The organism is Comamonas sp. Z1, assembly GCF_008121555.1.
Taxonomy (GTDB): domain Bacteria; phylum Pseudomonadota; class Gammaproteobacteria; order Burkholderiales; family Burkholderiaceae_C; genus Comamonas; species Comamonas thiooxydans.
Genome location: NZ_VOQT01000016.1, coordinates 48,593 through 63,564, shown reverse-complemented (window position 1 = coordinate 63,564; position 14,972 = coordinate 48,593). Strand labels below are relative to the sequence as shown.

The window sequence follows — 14,972 nt, the reverse complement described above, 5'->3', positions numbered from 1 at the left end:
TTTTGAAGCTTCAGCCTTTGCTGCCAGGCACCTGAGCCTGCGGACACTGCAGCTGTATCAGCTCTCGTTCGTCCATGCGCTCCCCGATTCTCATCATGCTGAGGCAGCCGCCCCAGACGCAACCGGTGTCCATGGCCATCAGATCGGGCCGGTTGACATGGCCCAGCGTGGACCAGTGCCCAACAGCCATGGGTGTATCGGCAGTGAGCCGGCCCGGCACATCGAACCAGGGCATCAGTCCTTCGGGTGCGTGATCGGCGGATTCCGCGCTCTCAAAATCCATGACGCCGTCGGCACTGCAAAAACGCAGACGGGTAAAGGCGTTGACGATGCAGCGCAGTCTGTCATCGCCTTGCAGGTCGGCGGACCAGCGATCGGGCTGGTTGCCGTACATATTCTGCAAAAAATGCGCATGGTCGGCATGCTGAAGCACGGCCTGAACTTCGGTGCTCAAGGTCACGGCATCCTGCACACTCCATTGAGGAAGCACGCCGGCATGCACCATGAGAAGGTTCTCACCCAGCGCATTGGTGTGCAGGCGAGCCAGAGGCTGCTGGCGCAGCCAGTGCAGCAGGTCATCGCAATCGGGTGCGCTCAGAACCTGGGCCAGAGTGTCGCGCTTGCTTTGACGGCGAAGGCCCCGGGCTGCGGCCAGCAGGTGCAGGTCGTGATTGCCGAGCAGAGGGCGAATGGCATCGCCGCCCTGCATGCAGCGGCGCAATACCTCGGCGGATTTGGGGCCGCGATTGACAAGGTCGCCGAGCACGTAAAGTGTGTCCCGACTTGCGGAAAAATCCACGGTTTGCAATAAGCGCTCGAAAGCGTCATCGCAGCCCTGGATGTCTCCGATACAGTAAAGTGCCATGGTCTTCTTTCTGATGGACGAGTCAGGGATTTTCTGCTGTTTGCATTGCTGACACTGCTTAACGGGGTGTTTGTAATGTCGAAACTGGCATTGGCCTTCCGGTTGCAGGGCAGGATTGCCGGCTTTGGCAAAGCTCGTGAGCAAGGACGCTCAAGCTGAGCTGGAGTTGCTTGAGAGTCCACGCAGTTTCTGTCTTTCGTGCAGCTTGGAATTACCTCTATCGGACGCTCAGCGGTATTTGGGTGGGGCTGCGATCAGCGATGGATTGGCCGTTTGGCTGATATCTCCGGGAATATTGGAAAAGACAGCAACCATTTCGGCAACGACTATCACCGTAACTGCTATTACATTTATAACGATTATCTTTGGAGAGCTGGCTCAAAAGCGTATCGGGCAGCCCTATTCAGCGCTGGCTTCGGCATGGCAAGGCGCACCATGGCCTGGGTTGCATCTATCTCAAAGTCCTTTGTTCGTTTGTTGTCATTTTCAATGCATGTCATATTGACTTTGCTGCGGATTAGTGAGTTCACCTGTACAGCAATGGCTGAGGAAGAAATCGCAGCTGGTTTGGAGCAGGGGCGTCAGCCAGGTTTGATGGAGGTGCATGAACACCAGACGGCGTAAGCGTATTTCATTTAGACGATATTTATCTGACGTATTCAATGTTATTTGCGCCGATATGTATTGTGTGGATGGCGAAATGGCGATGCATCAGGTTCTGCAGGCCTGTGCCTGGCTGTTGCCCGGATGGAGAGCTGGGAAGACATTCCTGGTTACTGCATGCCACAGCTCGCTGGACGAGATGCAAGGCATCATCGGCGTGCCCAATGGGCTGGCGCTCGCTGAGAAATCACAAGACCTGCAGGGAGAGCAGGCGCTGGCTTTGAAATTATTGCCTGAGACTTGGTGCGAGCCGAGGCGGCTGGATCAGTTGCGTGCCAATGCAGGGAGCGGGGTGTTTGTCGTCGAGAAATATGGGGCGGAGCAGGGCATCACGACACCGCATGATTGGCTCTAAGTCAGTGCCAGAGAGCTTTGCTTCTTGGAGGAGGCTGAGGCCTGGGCAACTCGCAGAGAAGACGGATTCTGACTGCTCAAGGGCCTGATGCCTATTCAGAATTGAAGGCCAGGCTGACTATTTGAGTATTGCCAGGCGAAGGCCGGGGGCACCATAACACGCCGGCCGGTTTATTCCTTGCCAAAGCAGCCATTTGCCCGTTCCGGACGTGAAGGTCTTGTGTGGTGGCTGGATATTTGAGCTGATCGATTTGGACGAAAGCGTATCGACGGGATATTGGCAGCTCCTGAGGCTGAATAGCTATTTATTAACACGTGGTTGCATTTTATAGATATTCTGAATTGTGGTTTTTGCTTACTAGGAAAATCATGAATTTGAAATTCCGGCATTTATAATGAGTTCACTTTAATCAACCAAGAAGCGCAAATCATGAGCACTTACAAGGAACTCCTGAAGCAGAGAGAAGAGCTGGAACAGCAAATCAACGAAGCCCGTTCGCGTGAACTGGCTGAAGCTGTGAGCAAGGTTCGCAGCCTGATTGCCGAGTACGGCTTGACTGCTGAAGATGTTTTCCCTCCCGCTCGCGCGCGCTCTTCCGCCAATGCGGGCGCCAAGGTGGCCCCCAAGTATCGTGATCCTGCTACGGGTCAGACTTGGACCGGTCGTGGCAAGCCGCCAAAGTGGATTGCAGACCAGGATCGCGAAAAGTTCGCTATTTGATCTGCTTTTGCGCACGTTGAAAGAGCCCGCCTTGGCGGGCTTTTTTCATGGCTGCAAGGTTTGCGGCAGCGCAAACAAGAGTTCTCTTCGATGCTGGCGACTACGCGGCACAATAAGAGTCCATGAACAAGCAGGTGTTGATTGCGGGTGGCGGTATTGGCGGTCTGGCAGCTGCCATTGCGGCGGTGCGGGCTGACTGGGATGTGCGCCTGTTCGAGCGTGCAGCGCAGTTTTCCGAAGTCGGAGCCGGTATTCAGCTGGGGCCCAATGTGGTGCGCTGTCTTCAGGCATGGGGGCTGCAGCGATCGTTGCAGCAGGTCGTGGCCTGCCCTTTGTCCTTGCGAGCCTGCAGTGCCGTGACGGGGCAAGAGCTGGGGCGATTGCCCCTGGGCGCAGATATGGTGCAGCGCTATGGAGCCAACTACCTGACCATTCATCGCGCCGACCTGCACCAGATCCTGCTGGAGGCCTTGCAGGCTCTGCCAGAGGCTCACCTCAACCTCGACCAGTTCGTCAGCAGCTATAGCCAGCAGGACGGCGTGGTCACCATTCGCACCAGTACCGGCAAGCTCATCGAGGGCGATGCCCTGATCGGCGCTGATGGCGTGCGCAGTGCCGTGCGCGCACAGATGCTGGGTGATGGCCCGCCGCGTGTGACCGGGCACCTGGCCTACCGTGCCCTGGTGCATCAGGCCAATCTGCCCAAGCGCTTGCGCACCAGCGAGGTCACGGCCTGGCTGGGTCCGCAGCTGCACGCCATTCAGTACCCCGTGCGCCGCGGCGAGCTGCAGAATCTGGTGGTCATTGTGCAGGGGCCTGCGCCAGAGGATCTGGACCACTGGGACCATTCTGCCAATCTGCCCGATCTGCTGCAGCATCTTCAGGGCGCATGCGCTTACCTGCAGGATCTGGTTCAACATGTTCCCGATGTGGGTGGTGAATGGCGTTTGTGGCCGGTGGCCGACCGGCAGCCGGTGTCGTCAGAGGCCCAGATGGCGCAGGGCCTTGTAGCCCTGCTGGGCGATGCAGCCCATCCCATGCGTCCCTATCTGGCACAGGGTGCGGGCATGGCCATCGAGGATGCAGCCGAGTTGCAAAGTGCTTTGTCCATGCATGATCTGGATGTCAGTCTGCGGCTGCGCCGCTATGCGCTGAATCGCTGGCAGCGCAATGCCAGGGTGCAGGAACGCTCGCTGCGCAATGGCCGGATCTTCCACGCGACGGGGCCTGTTCGCTGGGGGCGCGATCTGTCGCTGCGCGCCCTGGGCGGGCGCATCATGGATGTGCCCTGGCTCTATGAGGGCGCGCTCTAGCAACCGGTTGCCATAGCCGGAATGGTTTTCGCGCCGGTGCCTGCCTGGCAGATAGACTGCCTCAGTTGCTGGCCTTGTGCAGCAATGGCGAAGGCTTGATGAGCTGGTAAGCCAGCACGCCGCTGCCCAGCATGGCGGCAATCATCAGCATCACGGCCTGATAGATGTCGGCATTCTGGCGTTCCGCAACGCCTGCGACCAGGCCCGACAGCCACTGCATGAGTGCTGCTCCTAGGAACATGGCCATGGTGAAGATGGACAGTGCGCGTCCCGTCGTGGCCGGTGGGTAGGAGGAACGCACATCGGCATAGATCAGCGTGCCGTAGCCCGAAAGCACACTCATGACCAGCAGCAGCAGCACGCTGCCTACGGATTGGTGGAGCAGGGCCAGCGCTACAAAAACGGTTGCCATGAGCAGCGCAAAGCGTGCAATGCGCTGGCGACGCCTGGCCGGACCGGGGTCCAGCCGGCCGAACATGGAAGGCACAAACAGCGAAATGACGGAGCAGGCCAGGGCCACATTGCCGGTCGTGACCAATGAAAACTGGTAGCGATCCATCAGCATGGGACTGAGCCAGAGGCCGCGCACGGTGAGAAACGAGGCGTAGCTGACCATGCCCAGCAGCACAATGCCCCAGGTATGGGGCAGCAGCAGCAGGCTGCCAAAACCTTGCAGTGCCTGCATGAAGCCGGGCTTGGGCTGGGCATCGCCGGGAAGCTCGGGCTCGTGCACCTTGAAGAAAATCAGCAGCCAGGACAGCGCACTCAGCACCGCCAGCAGCGCAAAGCCGGCACGCCAGCCCATGTGCTGCACCAGCCAGGCCATGGGTGTGCCGGTAAACAGCAGGCCCAGCCCGCCCAGGCCAAGGCCTATGCCCGAGAGGTAGGCAAATTTATCGGCCGGAAAGTGGCGCGCGATAAACATGGTGCTGGCCAGAAAGGCGGGCGAGCAGCCCACGCCGATCAGCAGCTGACCCAGCATCAGCCAGGAATAGCTGGGTGCGAGTGCAGACAGCGCGGCGCCCGCAATCGACAGCGGAAAGGCCAGCAGCACGGTGCGGCGCAGGCCGTAGATATCCATGCCTATGCCCATGAGTAGCTGGGCCACGCCGAAGGACAGTGCAAACAGCCCGGCAAACGAGCCCAGCGACTGCGCGGACAGGCCGAAGTCCGTGCGCAGACCGTCGGCGATGATGGAGGTGACGGTTCTGAAGGCCTGGCTCAATGCAAAGCCTGTGAGCAGGCAGACCAGCATGGCCCAGGCGGAAGAGTCGGGTTTGGGGCTGGCGCTCGGCGCAGCCTCGGCGGCGCTGTGATCGGAAGACATGGGCAGTTTTGTTGCGATGTTAGGTTTTGCACGGAGCCTAAAGAATTCAGGCTGCCCGCGCTGTCACGAAAGAGCAGCAGGGGCAGCCTGAATGGCGATGGCCTTGATGACCGGCCTATAGCTCGGTGCGCAGGCTCCAGATCTCGGGGAACAGCACCACGTCCAGCATCTTCTTGAGATAGCTCACGCCGCCGGTGCCGCCCGTGCCGCGCTTGAAGCCGATGACGCGCTCCACCGTGGTCAGGTGGCGGAAGCGCCAGAGACGGAAGGCATCTTCGATATCGGCCAGCTTTTCTCCCAGCTGGTACAGATCCCAATACTTGTGCGGATCGCGGTAGACGGTGATCCAGGCCTGTTTCACGCCCTCGCTGGCCTCATAGGGCTGGGTCCAGTCGCGCTGCAGGCGGTCGGCAGGCACGGCGATGCCTTCGCGGGCCAGCAACTGCAGGGCCACGTCGTACAGCGATGGCGATTCGTAGGCGGCCTGCACCTGGGCCAGCAGATCGCTGCGGTGGGCGTGGGGCTGGAGCATGGCCGCGTTCTTGTTGCCCAGCGCAAACTCGATGCAGCGGTACTGGTAGCTCTGAAAGCCGCTGGAGTTGGCCAGATAGGGGCGCATGGCCGAGTATTCGGGCGGCGTCATGGTGGACAGCACGGTCCAGGCACTGACCAGCTGCTCCATGATGCGCGAGACGCGCGCCAGCATCTTGAAGGCATCGGGCTTGGTCTCGCCCGATGCATTGGCAATGGCTGCCGTAGCCGCGCGCACCTCGTGCAGCATCAGCTTCATCCACAGCTCGCTGGTCTGGTGCTGCACGATGAACAGCATCTCGTCATGGGCGGGCGACAGCGGATGCTGGGCCGTGAGAATCTGGTCCAGATGCAGATAGTCGCCATAGCTCATGTCACGGCTGAAGTCGAGCTGGGCTTTCTCGTCGCGGACGATGGCTGCGCCGCCATGCAGGGGGCAACCGGAGGATTCATTCGTCATGGTCAAATCATCTTTGATAGGTCAGTGCGCGCAGCGTAACCGAATCCGGGCACACAAAGCCTGCAAGAACGTGGATGCAAGCTGCCATAGCTTTGCGTAAAGTCGGGCCAGTCATAGACCGATGACAGAAAACGCACTCAGCCGAGATTCACGCCATGCCCAGTCCTCTGCCTTCCACCGCCGCTGCAAATTCGCAAACAGATGAGCGCATGATCCAGTGCTGCCGCTGGCTGGAGAGCGAGGAGCCCATGCCCGCTCTGGAGGAGCTGGCTCAGCGCCTCGGGCTCAGTCCCTGGCAGTTGCACCGCAACTTCAAGCGCGCCACGGGGCTTACGCCCAAGGCCTATGCCAAGGCCTATCGCGGCAGGCATGTGCGTGCCGCGCTGGCGCAGGAGGCCAGCGAGTCGGTCACCGATGCGGCCTATCTGAGCGGCTATGAAGCCAGCAGCAGCTTCTACAAGGATGCACCGGCCATGCTGGGCATGGCGCCGCAGTCCTATCGCAGGCGCGGCCAGGACCAGCGTATCCGCTTTGCCCTGGCCGAATGCTCGCTGGGCAGCCTGCTGGTGGCCAGCACCGACAAGGGCGTGTGCTGCGTGCTGCTGGGCGATGATCCCCATGCGCTGGTGGACGATCTGCAGCAGCGTTTTGCGGCGGCGCAACTGATCGGGGCCGACGCCCAGTATGAGCAGACCGTGGCCCAGGTGGTGGCCCTGATGGAGCAGCCCAGGCTGGGGCTGGCCCTGCCGCTGGATATTCAGGGCACGGCATTTCAGCAGCGCGTGTGGCAGGCGCTGCAGAGCATTCCGGCCGGGCAGACCGTCAGCTACAGCGAACTGGCCCGGCAACTGGGCCAGCCCAGCGCCACGCGGGCCGTGGCCAGCGCGGTGGCGGCCAACCCGATTGCAGTGGCCGTGCCCTGTCATCGTGTGCTGCGCAACGACGGCAGCATCTCGGGCTATCGCTGGGGTGTGGAGCGCAAGCGTGCGCTGCTGCTGCGCGAGGCCCAGCAGGCCCGACTCAAGCTCTCTTAAAGAGAGCTGCTATCGCATGATCCTCAATGACTTTGAATTGATTTCTATCCGAAATCATTGGTTAATGAGCGATAGCAGCTATGAATTTAATGAATAAAGCACAGGTACGCTACGGCGCAGCCCCCTGTGATAGAAAACCGCATGCTGCTTGAAGTCTTCATTGCCCTGCCCGCGCGTTACCGCTTTGACGAATTCGTGCATTTCCATGATCGCGACGAGCAGCAACTGGCCGAGCGGGTCGATGCCGCTGCGCGCAGCCTGCACAAGGCCATCATGTGGAAGCGCAGCCCCGCCTTGCTGCAGCTGCAATGGCAGACCGGACAGGTACAGGCCAGCTTGCATGCAGCGCACACAGAGCCGGCAGAGGCAGACCGGGCTGCGCTGCAGGCCATGGTGAAACGCATGCTGGGGCTGATCTACGCGCCCGGCCAGCTGGAGCTGGCGCATGGCGGCCACCGCGAGCTGGGCGCGCTGCTGTCGCGCCAGGCCGGCCTGCATGTACCCGGCTCGCCCACGCCCTTCGAGGCGCTGACCTGGGCCATCACCGGCCAGCAGATCACGGTGGCCGTGGCCGTTTCGCTGCGGCGCAAGCTGATCGCGCTGGCGGGCGAGCCGCTGGCGCAAGACGGGGACATGCCGGCCCTGCACGCCTATCCCGATGCACAGCGTGTGGCAGCCTTGGGGCTGGATGCGCTGCGCGGCGCGGGCTTTTCCCAGGCCAAGGCCCAGACCCTGCTGGCCGTGGCCCAGGCCGTTGCCGAGGGGCAACTGCCGCTGGACGACTGGGCCGCCCGCAGCGCCGCCGGGCGCTGGGCCGAGGAGGATGTGGCCGCTGCCTCGGCGCAATTGCTGGCGGTCAAGGGCATAGGGCCGTGGACGGTGAATTACACCTTGCTGCGCGGCTATGGCTGGCCCGACGGCAGCTTGCACGGTGATGTGGCGGTGCGCCGGGCCATCGGCCTGCTCACGGGTGGAGACAAACCCGATGCGCGTGCCGCCAGCGACTGGCTGGAACAGTTCAAGCCCTGGCGCGCGCTGGTGGCCGCGCACCTGTGGGCCTCGCTGGCCGACAGCGCCTATTGAGAGGCGACAGGCGGCAGCGCTTCAGAGCGGCGACAGCACCAGCAGCAGCAGGCGTGCGGGTTGGCCCGAGGCGTTGGCCAGCCGGTGCTCGCTGTCCACCACCAGCGTGGCAGTGTCGCCCGCATGCAGCAGCACCTGCTCCTGGGCGGTGAAGACTTCGATGCTGCCTTCGAGCACGTGAAAGACCTCGCGCGTGCCTGCGCGATGGGCCGCGAAATGGCTGGAGACCGCATGCGGCGGAAAGTGGTAATGCACGAGGTTCACACCCGCGCTGGGGCTGGCCAGGGCCAGGCGCTCCACGCCGCTGGCCTCGTCGACAAAGCGCAGGTTCTCGCCGGCGCGCGTGATCTGCGCGCTGGGGGCACTTTGCACCAGCTCGCCCAGCTCGCAGCCCAGACCTTGTGCAATCGCCATGGCATTGCGCAGGCTGGTGGCCAGCAGGCCGCGCTCCACGCGCGACAGCGCGCCCGGCGAAACACCGCTGGCCTGGGCCAGCTGATCCAGTGTGATGCCCAGCTGGGCGCGGCGCCCGCGGACGGCGGCGCCGAAAAGCGCATCCTGCTCCGATGCCTGCGATGCGGTGGTGGAGTTCAAGTCTGGCTCCTTGTCATGGCGTCTGTTCTTGTGTTGAAAATTTTCCTATGAGAAAATAATTTTGCGTATAGGAAATTATTTTTCGAGGATGAATGCAATGTACATGTTTATCAGTGCCTTGCCCGTGGCCACCGTCATCGCCGTCCTGCTGGCGGGCTGGCGCTCGCTGCATGCAGCAGCGCTGGGCGTGGCGGTGGCGCTGCTGGTGATTGCCACAGCCTTTGCGCAGCCCGCTTCAGCATGGCTGGCCGCGGGCATGCACTGGGCGCCGGTGCTGCTGGAAGTGCTGCTGATCGTGGCCGGCGGGCTGCTGCTGTCCGAGGTGCTGCGCGCGTCGGGAGCGCAGAAGGCCCTGGCCGACTGGCTGCTGGCCAGGGCCGGCAGCGGCACGGGCGCCGTGCTGCTGGTGGTGCATGGCATCACGCCGTTTGCCGAGTCGGTCACCGGCTTTGGCGTGGGCGTGACCATAGGCATACCGCTGCTCGCGCACTTCGGCTTGCCGCCGCGCAAGGTGGTGCTCATCGGCCTGCTGGGCCTTTGTGCCGTGCCCTGGGGCTCCATGGGGCCGGGGACGCTGGTGGCGGCCACCATGGCGGGTCTGCCGTTCAAGGAGCTGGGTCAGGCTTCGGCCCTGGTCAGCGTGATTCCGTTTGTCATCACTGGCATGGCGGCGGCGGCTCTGGCGAGTGCGCCGGGCCGTCGCTGGCCGGCTCTGCTGCAGGGCCTGCTGTCGGGCTTGTCGCTGACGGCGGCCGTGGCTCTGATGAATACCCTGGCAGGCACGGCGCCAGCGGGGGCACTCGGTGCCTTGCTGGTGGTGGGCTGGCATCTGCTGCGCCTGCGCGTGTCGCAAGCGGACGCGGGCAAGCCGCCCCTGAGCGCACCGGGGCGGCGTGCGCTGGCGGCCTATGCGCTGCTGCTGGGTGGCGTGCTGGCGGCCGCAGCGCTGCTGCGTACCCTGGATCTGCCCGCTGCTTGGCATGGGCTGGCTTCGCCGGGACTGTGGCTGCTGGTGGCGGCGGTTTTTTTCACGCGAGGCCGGCCGGCGCGCCCATCACTGGCAAAGGTCTGGCGCTCCTGGCTGCAGGTGGCGCCGGTCACGGCGCTGTTCATTGTGCTGGGCGTGCTGATGGCGGTTTCGGGCATGGCCGCGCAACTGGCCCAGGCGCTGGCCCGCAGCGGGCCGCTGTATCTGCTGGCCGCACCGTTTGTGGGAGCGCTGGGCGGCTTCGTGACCGGCTCCAATACCGGGGCGAATGCCATGTTCGCGGCCACGCAGGCCGAGATAGCCCATGCGCTGGGCGCGCCGCTGCTGCCATTCATGGCGGTGCACAACGTCAGTGCCTCGCTGCTGCTCATGGCTTCGCCCGGCAAGGTGGAGATGGCGGTGCAGTTGCTGGCGCAGGGGGCTGACCAGCGGCGCTGGGTGCAGCAAAGCGTGCTGATGCTGGACCTGGCCGCCGTGGCGCTGATGGGCGTGCTCAATTGGAGCTGGGCGCGGGCCTGACCGGATGCCGGCCGGCCCGCCCCCGGTGCCTGCCTCAGGTCACGGCGTGCACGGTATTGAACTCGGGCCGTTGCCATTCGCCCGATTCCAGCACCTGGCGCAGATGCTCGACGGCGTTCCAGACATCGGCAAAGCCCACATACAGCGGCGTGAAACCGAAACGCAGAATGTCCTTGTGCCTGCCCGTGCCGCCGTCGCCCTTGCGGAAGTCGCCGATCACGCCGCGTGCAATCAGCGCCTGGACAATGGCGTAAGCGCCGCTGCCCTGGCCATTCACGCCCAGGCCTTCTTCCCGGGTCAGGCAGACCTGGGAGCCGCGTGCCACATGCTCGCGCGGTGTCGCCAGACCCAGGCCGTGGCCCTGGCAGCGCTCTTCCACGAGCTGGATGAACAGATCGGTCAGCGCCAGCGATTTCTTGCGTAGCGCGGCCATGCCGCCGAAAGCCTCGGCCTCGGTGTAGATGTCGATGCCGCATTGCAGCACGCTCATGCTGATCATGGGCTGGGTGCCGCAGAGATAGCGCTGGATGCCATGGGCGGGGTGGTAGTCGGGCACGAACTTGAAGGGCTCGGCGTGGCCGAACCAGCCCGACAGCGGTTGCCAGAAACGGTTGATCAGACGCGGATGCGCCCAGACAAAGGCCGGCGCGCCGGGGCCGCCGTTGAGGTATTTGTAGCTGCAGCCCACGGCGAAGTCGGCATCGGCGCCCTTGAGGTCCACGGGCACGGCACCTGCGCTGTGGCACAGATCCCAGACGCAGAGAATGCCTTTGGCATGGGCGGCGGCCGTGACGGCTGCCATATCGTGCATGGCACCCGTGCGGTAGTTGACATGGGTGAGCATCGAGATCGCCACATCGGTCTGCAGCGCGCCGGCGATTTCCTCGGGCTCGAGCAGCACCAGCTCCAGGCCGTATTCCTGGCAGACGGACTGGGCGATATAGAGATCGGTGGGGAAGTTGCTGCGCTCGCTGATCAGCTTTTTGCGGCCGGGCGCATCTTCGCGGGCGATGCGTGCAGCAGCGCTCAGCACCTTGTAGAGATTGATGGAGGTGGTGTCGGTGAACACCAGCTCGCCCTGGCCCACGCCCAGCCAGGGTGCGAACTGGTTGCCAAGGCGCTCGGGCAGCGTGATCCAGCCCGCCTTGTTCCAGGAGGTGATGAGGTCCTGGCCCCATTCCTGCGTCACCACTTCGGCCGCGCGCGCGGCGGCGGCCTTGGGCTGGGCGCCCAGGGAATTGCCGTCCAGGTAGATCATGCCCTGGGGCAGGGCAAAGCGTTCGCGCAGCGCGCGCAGCGGGTCCTGGGCGTCCAGAGCCTGGCAATCTTGCAAAGTGGTCATTGTCTTCCTTCTCTCATTTTGATAGCTACTGACGATGATTGTGTCTACGCCAGAGCCGGTTCTGATTCAAATATGGCTGGACTCGAATTCGCCCATTGTGTCCGAGACCGGGGCGGCCCCGCTGCCTCGCACCAAGCGCATCAGAGCAGGCTGCGCAACACGGCACGCACCGGCGAGGCATCGGCTTCCGTGAGCTTGAGCGGCAAGGCGATCAGCTCATAGTCGCCTTCGCTCACTGCATCGAGCACCAGGTTCTCGAGCACGCGCAGGCCGCGCTGGCGGATCACCATATGGCTGTCCAGGCTCTTGCTGCTGGCGGGGTCTATGCTGGCAGTGTCTATGCCGATCAGCTTGACGCCGAGGTCGGCCAGCTTTCGCACGGTTTCGGGGGCATAGGCGGCGAGGTCGGCGTCCCAGCCGGTGGGCGCTTTCTCGTAGGTGCGCACCAGCACGCGCGCGGGCAGGCCGGCATCGATGGCGTGCGCTATGTGACGCCATTCGATCAGCGGCCCGCAGCCCATGGCGTGGATCACGCGGCAGGGGCCGAGAAAGGCATCCAGATCGACAACGCCAATGGCCGCGCCCTGCGCATCGTAGTGCAGCGGCGCATCGGCATGCGCGCCCACATGGGGCGAGAGATGAATGGCGCTGACATTGACCGGGCAGCCCGGGCCAATGCTGGCCACCCATTCCTGGCTATAGGGCGTGTCGCCCGGAAACACCGGTGCGGCAGGATGAATGGCAGGAGAAATATCCCAGATCTGACGTGTCATGGTGTGTATGAATGGGTTCGGTCGCTCTTGATCGATAACAGGCCCGAGTGCGGGACAGCCAGCAAGGGCCGCCCCGCAGCAAAGGCTGTCGTCCCCCTTTGGGGGAAGGCGCGCTAGCGCCTCAGGGGGACACCTTCTTCTTCCTATACCAAAGAGCATAGACCAGTACCAGCACGATCAGAAACGGCACGCCCACCAGCACGGTGGTGTGGAACTCCTTGGTAAACAGCGTGGTGACGATCACGCCCGCCATCAGCAAGGCGCCTACCAGGGTCAGCACGGGAAAGCCCCACATGCGGAACTCCAGCCTCTGGCCCGGATGCTCGCGCTGCCAGCGCGGGCGGAAGAACAGATGGGTCACGAACACCATGAACCAGGCAAACATGGCGCCGAACATGGCGATCGACATCATCAGCTCCAGTGACTGCTCGGGCTTGAGCACGTTGAGCACCATGGCCACGGCCATGCCCAGGCAGGAGACGGCAATCGCGCCCAGCGGCACGCCGCTTTTGCTGAGTTTGCTCAGACCCTTGGGGGCATAGCCGCCGCGCGAGAGGCTGAACATCATGCGCGAGGTGACGTAGAGCTGGCTGTTCATGGCCGACAGCGAGGCCAGCAACACCACGAAGTTAAGGGCCGCGGCCGCGCCGGGGATCTGCAAAATCTCCATCACCTTGACGAACGGGCTCTTGTCCGTGCCCGCATGGCTCCAGGGTACGACGGCCAGCATCAGTGCCAGCGACAAGAGATAGAACAGCACCAGGCGCAGCACCGTGGTGCGGAAGGCGCGGGTCACGGCCTGCTTGGGGTTCTGGGCTTCGCCGGCCGCAATGGCAATGGATTCCAAGCTCAGATAGCTGAAGATGGCCACGATCACGCCCACCCAGGTGCCCCACCAGCCGTTGGGGAAGAAGCCGCCATCGACAAAGTAGTTGTCGAAACCCACGCCCTCGGGTCGGGTGCCGAAGACCACATAGGCAGCGATCAGGATGAAGGCCACGATGGCAATCACCTTGACCATGGAGAACCAGTACTCGACCTGGCCGAAGGCCTTGACGCTGGTGGCATTGACGGCGGCCAGCAGGACCGAGAACAGCGCCACCCAGATCCATGGGTCCACCGTGGGGAACCAGTAGGCCATGTACTTGCCCACAGCCGTGACCTCCATGCCCACGGCCAGCACCACGGCCCCCCAGTAGGCATAGCGCACCACAAAGCCGGCCAGCGGACTGATGTAGTGCTCGGCGTAGGCGCCGAAGGAGCCCGAGGTGGGGTGGGCCACGGTCATCTCGGCCAGGCATCCCATGAGCAGCAGGCCGATGAAGGCGCCGATGGCGTAGCTGATGAGCACGCTGGGACCGGCAAAGCCGATGGCAAAGGCGCTGCCCATGAAGAGACCGGTACCGATGGCGCCACCGATGGCGATCATGGTCATCTGGGCCGAGTTCAGGTGCTGCTGCAAGCCTGTCTCGCGTTGCTGAATACTGTCAAAGTTGGCCATTGCTGACTTGCGCGTGCGAAAAATCGAAGCGGCAAGTATCCCGCGAATAACCGGCTGCGGCGGCGTGGCGGCGAATGTCCCTGACCCAGCCGGCTTAGCGCTGCGTGCCGGCGTAGTTGCCGGGCGTCAGCGCATGATGGGCCTTGAAGGCGCGCTGCATATGGGCCTGATCGGCAAAGCCCATCTGGTGAGCGACCGAGGCCAGGGGCTCGCCCTGGGCCAGCAGGTGGCGCACGCCATTGAGGCGCAGGTTGAGGCGGTAGGCCCCGGGCGTGACGCCGGTGACGGCCCTGAAGCGGCGGATGAAACGGCTGGGGCTCATGCCGCAGCGCAGGGCCAGGGCCTGGACGCTGGTTTCGTCTTCGGGGCTGCGGTGCATGTGTTGCAGCGCAGGCAGGACGGCATCGGGCGGCTGGGGCTCTGGGGCAGGGGAGTCGGCGGCACGGCCCAGCAGCTGCAGGAAATCCGTCAGCGATTGCTCGTGCTGCCGCAGCTGCGCATCCGTGGCGCTGCCGGCAAGCGGCTGGCAGAGACGGTCTGCCCAGCGCGAGATTTCTGGCTTGTGCAGCGCGCGCCGTGCAAAGCGCAGGCCGCCGACGCCGAGCCGCTCATGAACCCAGTCGGCCTGCACGAACAGCATGCGGTAAGACCAGGGCTGCAATGTCTCGGGGTTGCAGGCATGCCAGTGGCCGGGCTCGATCAGCACCACGCTGCCAGCACTCAATGCTTCGGGGCCATCGTCATGCAGAAACAGGGTCTCGCCCTCATCCACGATGCCTATGGAGTACTGCGCGTGCGCATGCAGCCGGTAGCTGTAGCAGGACTGGCGGCTGATGCGCAGCTCGGCCCAGGGCAGGGCCGGGTGGCGGTGGAAATGGTGGCTGGGGGCTGGCATGACGGCCTC

Annotated in this window: 15 protein-coding genes; 7 read left to right on the top strand and 8 right to left on the bottom strand. The window is 63.6% G+C overall.

Annotated elements, in window-relative coordinates:
• Nucleotides 1–10: 10 nt before the first annotated feature.
• Nucleotides 11–865, bottom strand: coding sequence for a symmetrical bis(5'-nucleosyl)-tetraphosphatase (locus FSY45_RS21945; protein WP_057093132.1), 855 nt, complete (start codon nt 863–865; stop codon nt 11–13).
• Nucleotides 866–1,138: 273 nt separating this feature from the next.
• Here FSY45_RS21945 and FSY45_RS28345 point away from each other — a divergent pair, with 273 nt between their 5' ends.
• From FSY45_RS28345 to FSY45_RS21925, 4 genes are all read left to right on the top strand, one after another.
• Nucleotides 1,139–1,489, top strand: coding sequence for a hypothetical protein (locus FSY45_RS28345; protein WP_223305676.1), 351 nt, complete (start codon nt 1,139–1,141; stop codon nt 1,487–1,489).
• Nucleotides 1,470–1,883: a TlyC gene (locus FSY45_RS21935; RefSeq protein ID WP_223305677.1), complete on the top strand. Its 414-nt coding sequence runs from the start codon at nt 1,470–1,472 to the stop codon at nt 1,881–1,883. Before FSY45_RS28345 ends, FSY45_RS21935 begins: the two co-directional genes overlap by 20 nt.
• A gap of 429 nt (nt 1,884–2,312) precedes the next feature.
• The gene (locus FSY45_RS21930) at nt 2,313–2,603 is read left to right on the top strand and encodes an H-NS family nucleoid-associated regulatory protein (RefSeq protein WP_046461545.1); all 291 of its coding nucleotides are present in this window, start codon (nt 2,313–2,315) and stop codon (nt 2,601–2,603) included.
• A 122-nt stretch (nt 2,604–2,725) separates the two neighbouring features.
• A complete protein-coding gene (locus tag FSY45_RS21925) occupies nt 2,726–3,916 on the top strand; it encodes an FAD-dependent monooxygenase (RefSeq protein WP_046461546.1) in 1,191 nt (396 codons plus the stop codon).
• Between the two features lie 61 nt (nt 3,917–3,977).
• Here FSY45_RS21925 and FSY45_RS21920 read toward each other — a convergent pair whose 3' ends face one another.
• On the bottom strand, nt 3,978–5,243 hold the full coding sequence (locus FSY45_RS21920; RefSeq protein ID WP_003067177.1) for an MFS transporter: 1,266 nt from the start codon (nt 5,241–5,243) through the stop codon (nt 3,978–3,980).
• A gap of 115 nt (nt 5,244–5,358) precedes the next feature.
• Nucleotides 5,359–6,234, bottom strand: coding sequence for a tryptophan 2,3-dioxygenase (kynA, locus tag FSY45_RS21915; protein WP_003067178.1), 876 nt, complete (start codon nt 6,232–6,234; stop codon nt 5,359–5,361).
• Between the two features lie 155 nt (nt 6,235–6,389).
• Here kynA and ada point away from each other — a divergent pair, with 155 nt between their 5' ends.
• Together ada and FSY45_RS21905 are read left to right on the top strand one after the other, a co-directional pair.
• Nucleotides 6,390–7,268 (top strand): bifunctional DNA-binding transcriptional regulator/O6-methylguanine-DNA methyltransferase Ada, encoded by an 879-nt coding sequence (gene ada, locus FSY45_RS21910; RefSeq protein WP_052951080.1) that lies wholly within the window; start codon nt 6,390–6,392, stop codon nt 7,266–7,268.
• A 141-nt stretch (nt 7,269–7,409) separates the two neighbouring features.
• Nucleotides 7,410–8,351 carry a DNA-3-methyladenine glycosylase gene (locus FSY45_RS21905; protein WP_046461570.1) on the top strand — a complete coding sequence of 314 codons (942 nt, stop codon included), beginning with the start codon at nt 7,410–7,412 and terminating at the stop codon, nt 8,349–8,351.
• A 21-nt stretch (nt 8,352–8,372) separates the two neighbouring features.
• On the opposite strand, the gene FSY45_RS21900 is transcribed toward FSY45_RS21905, so the two are convergent.
• Nucleotides 8,373–8,945, bottom strand: a complete 573-nt coding sequence (locus FSY45_RS21900) for an XRE family transcriptional regulator (protein ID WP_046461547.1) — start codon at nt 8,943–8,945, stop codon at nt 8,373–8,375.
• A 97-nt stretch (nt 8,946–9,042) separates the two neighbouring features.
• Here FSY45_RS21900 and FSY45_RS21895 point away from each other — a divergent pair, with 97 nt between their 5' ends.
• Nucleotides 9,043–10,452 (top strand): SLC13 family permease, encoded by a 1,410-nt coding sequence (locus tag FSY45_RS21895; RefSeq protein ID WP_046461548.1) that lies wholly within the window; start codon nt 9,043–9,045, stop codon nt 10,450–10,452.
• A 34-nt stretch (nt 10,453–10,486) separates the two neighbouring features.
• Here FSY45_RS21895 and kynU read toward each other — a convergent pair whose 3' ends face one another.
• From kynU to FSY45_RS21875, 4 genes are all read right to left on the bottom strand, one after another.
• On the bottom strand, nt 10,487–11,794 hold the full coding sequence (gene kynU / locus FSY45_RS21890) for a kynureninase (RefSeq protein WP_046461549.1): 1,308 nt from the start codon (nt 11,792–11,794) through the stop codon (nt 10,487–10,489).
• Nucleotides 11,795–11,934: 140 nt separating this feature from the next.
• Nucleotides 11,935–12,567, bottom strand: coding sequence for an arylformamidase (kynB, locus tag FSY45_RS21885; RefSeq protein WP_003067185.1), 633 nt, complete (start codon nt 12,565–12,567; stop codon nt 11,935–11,937).
• 121 nt (nt 12,568–12,688) lie between these two features.
• Nucleotides 12,689–14,068 (bottom strand): amino acid permease, encoded by a 1,380-nt coding sequence (locus tag FSY45_RS21880; RefSeq protein ID WP_046461550.1) that lies wholly within the window; start codon nt 14,066–14,068, stop codon nt 12,689–12,691.
• 94 nt (nt 14,069–14,162) lie between these two features.
• The gene (locus tag FSY45_RS21875; RefSeq protein WP_003067091.1) at nt 14,163–14,963 is read right to left on the bottom strand and encodes an AraC family transcriptional regulator; all 801 of its coding nucleotides are present in this window, start codon (nt 14,961–14,963) and stop codon (nt 14,163–14,165) included.
• Nucleotides 14,964–14,972 lie beyond the last annotated feature (9 nt).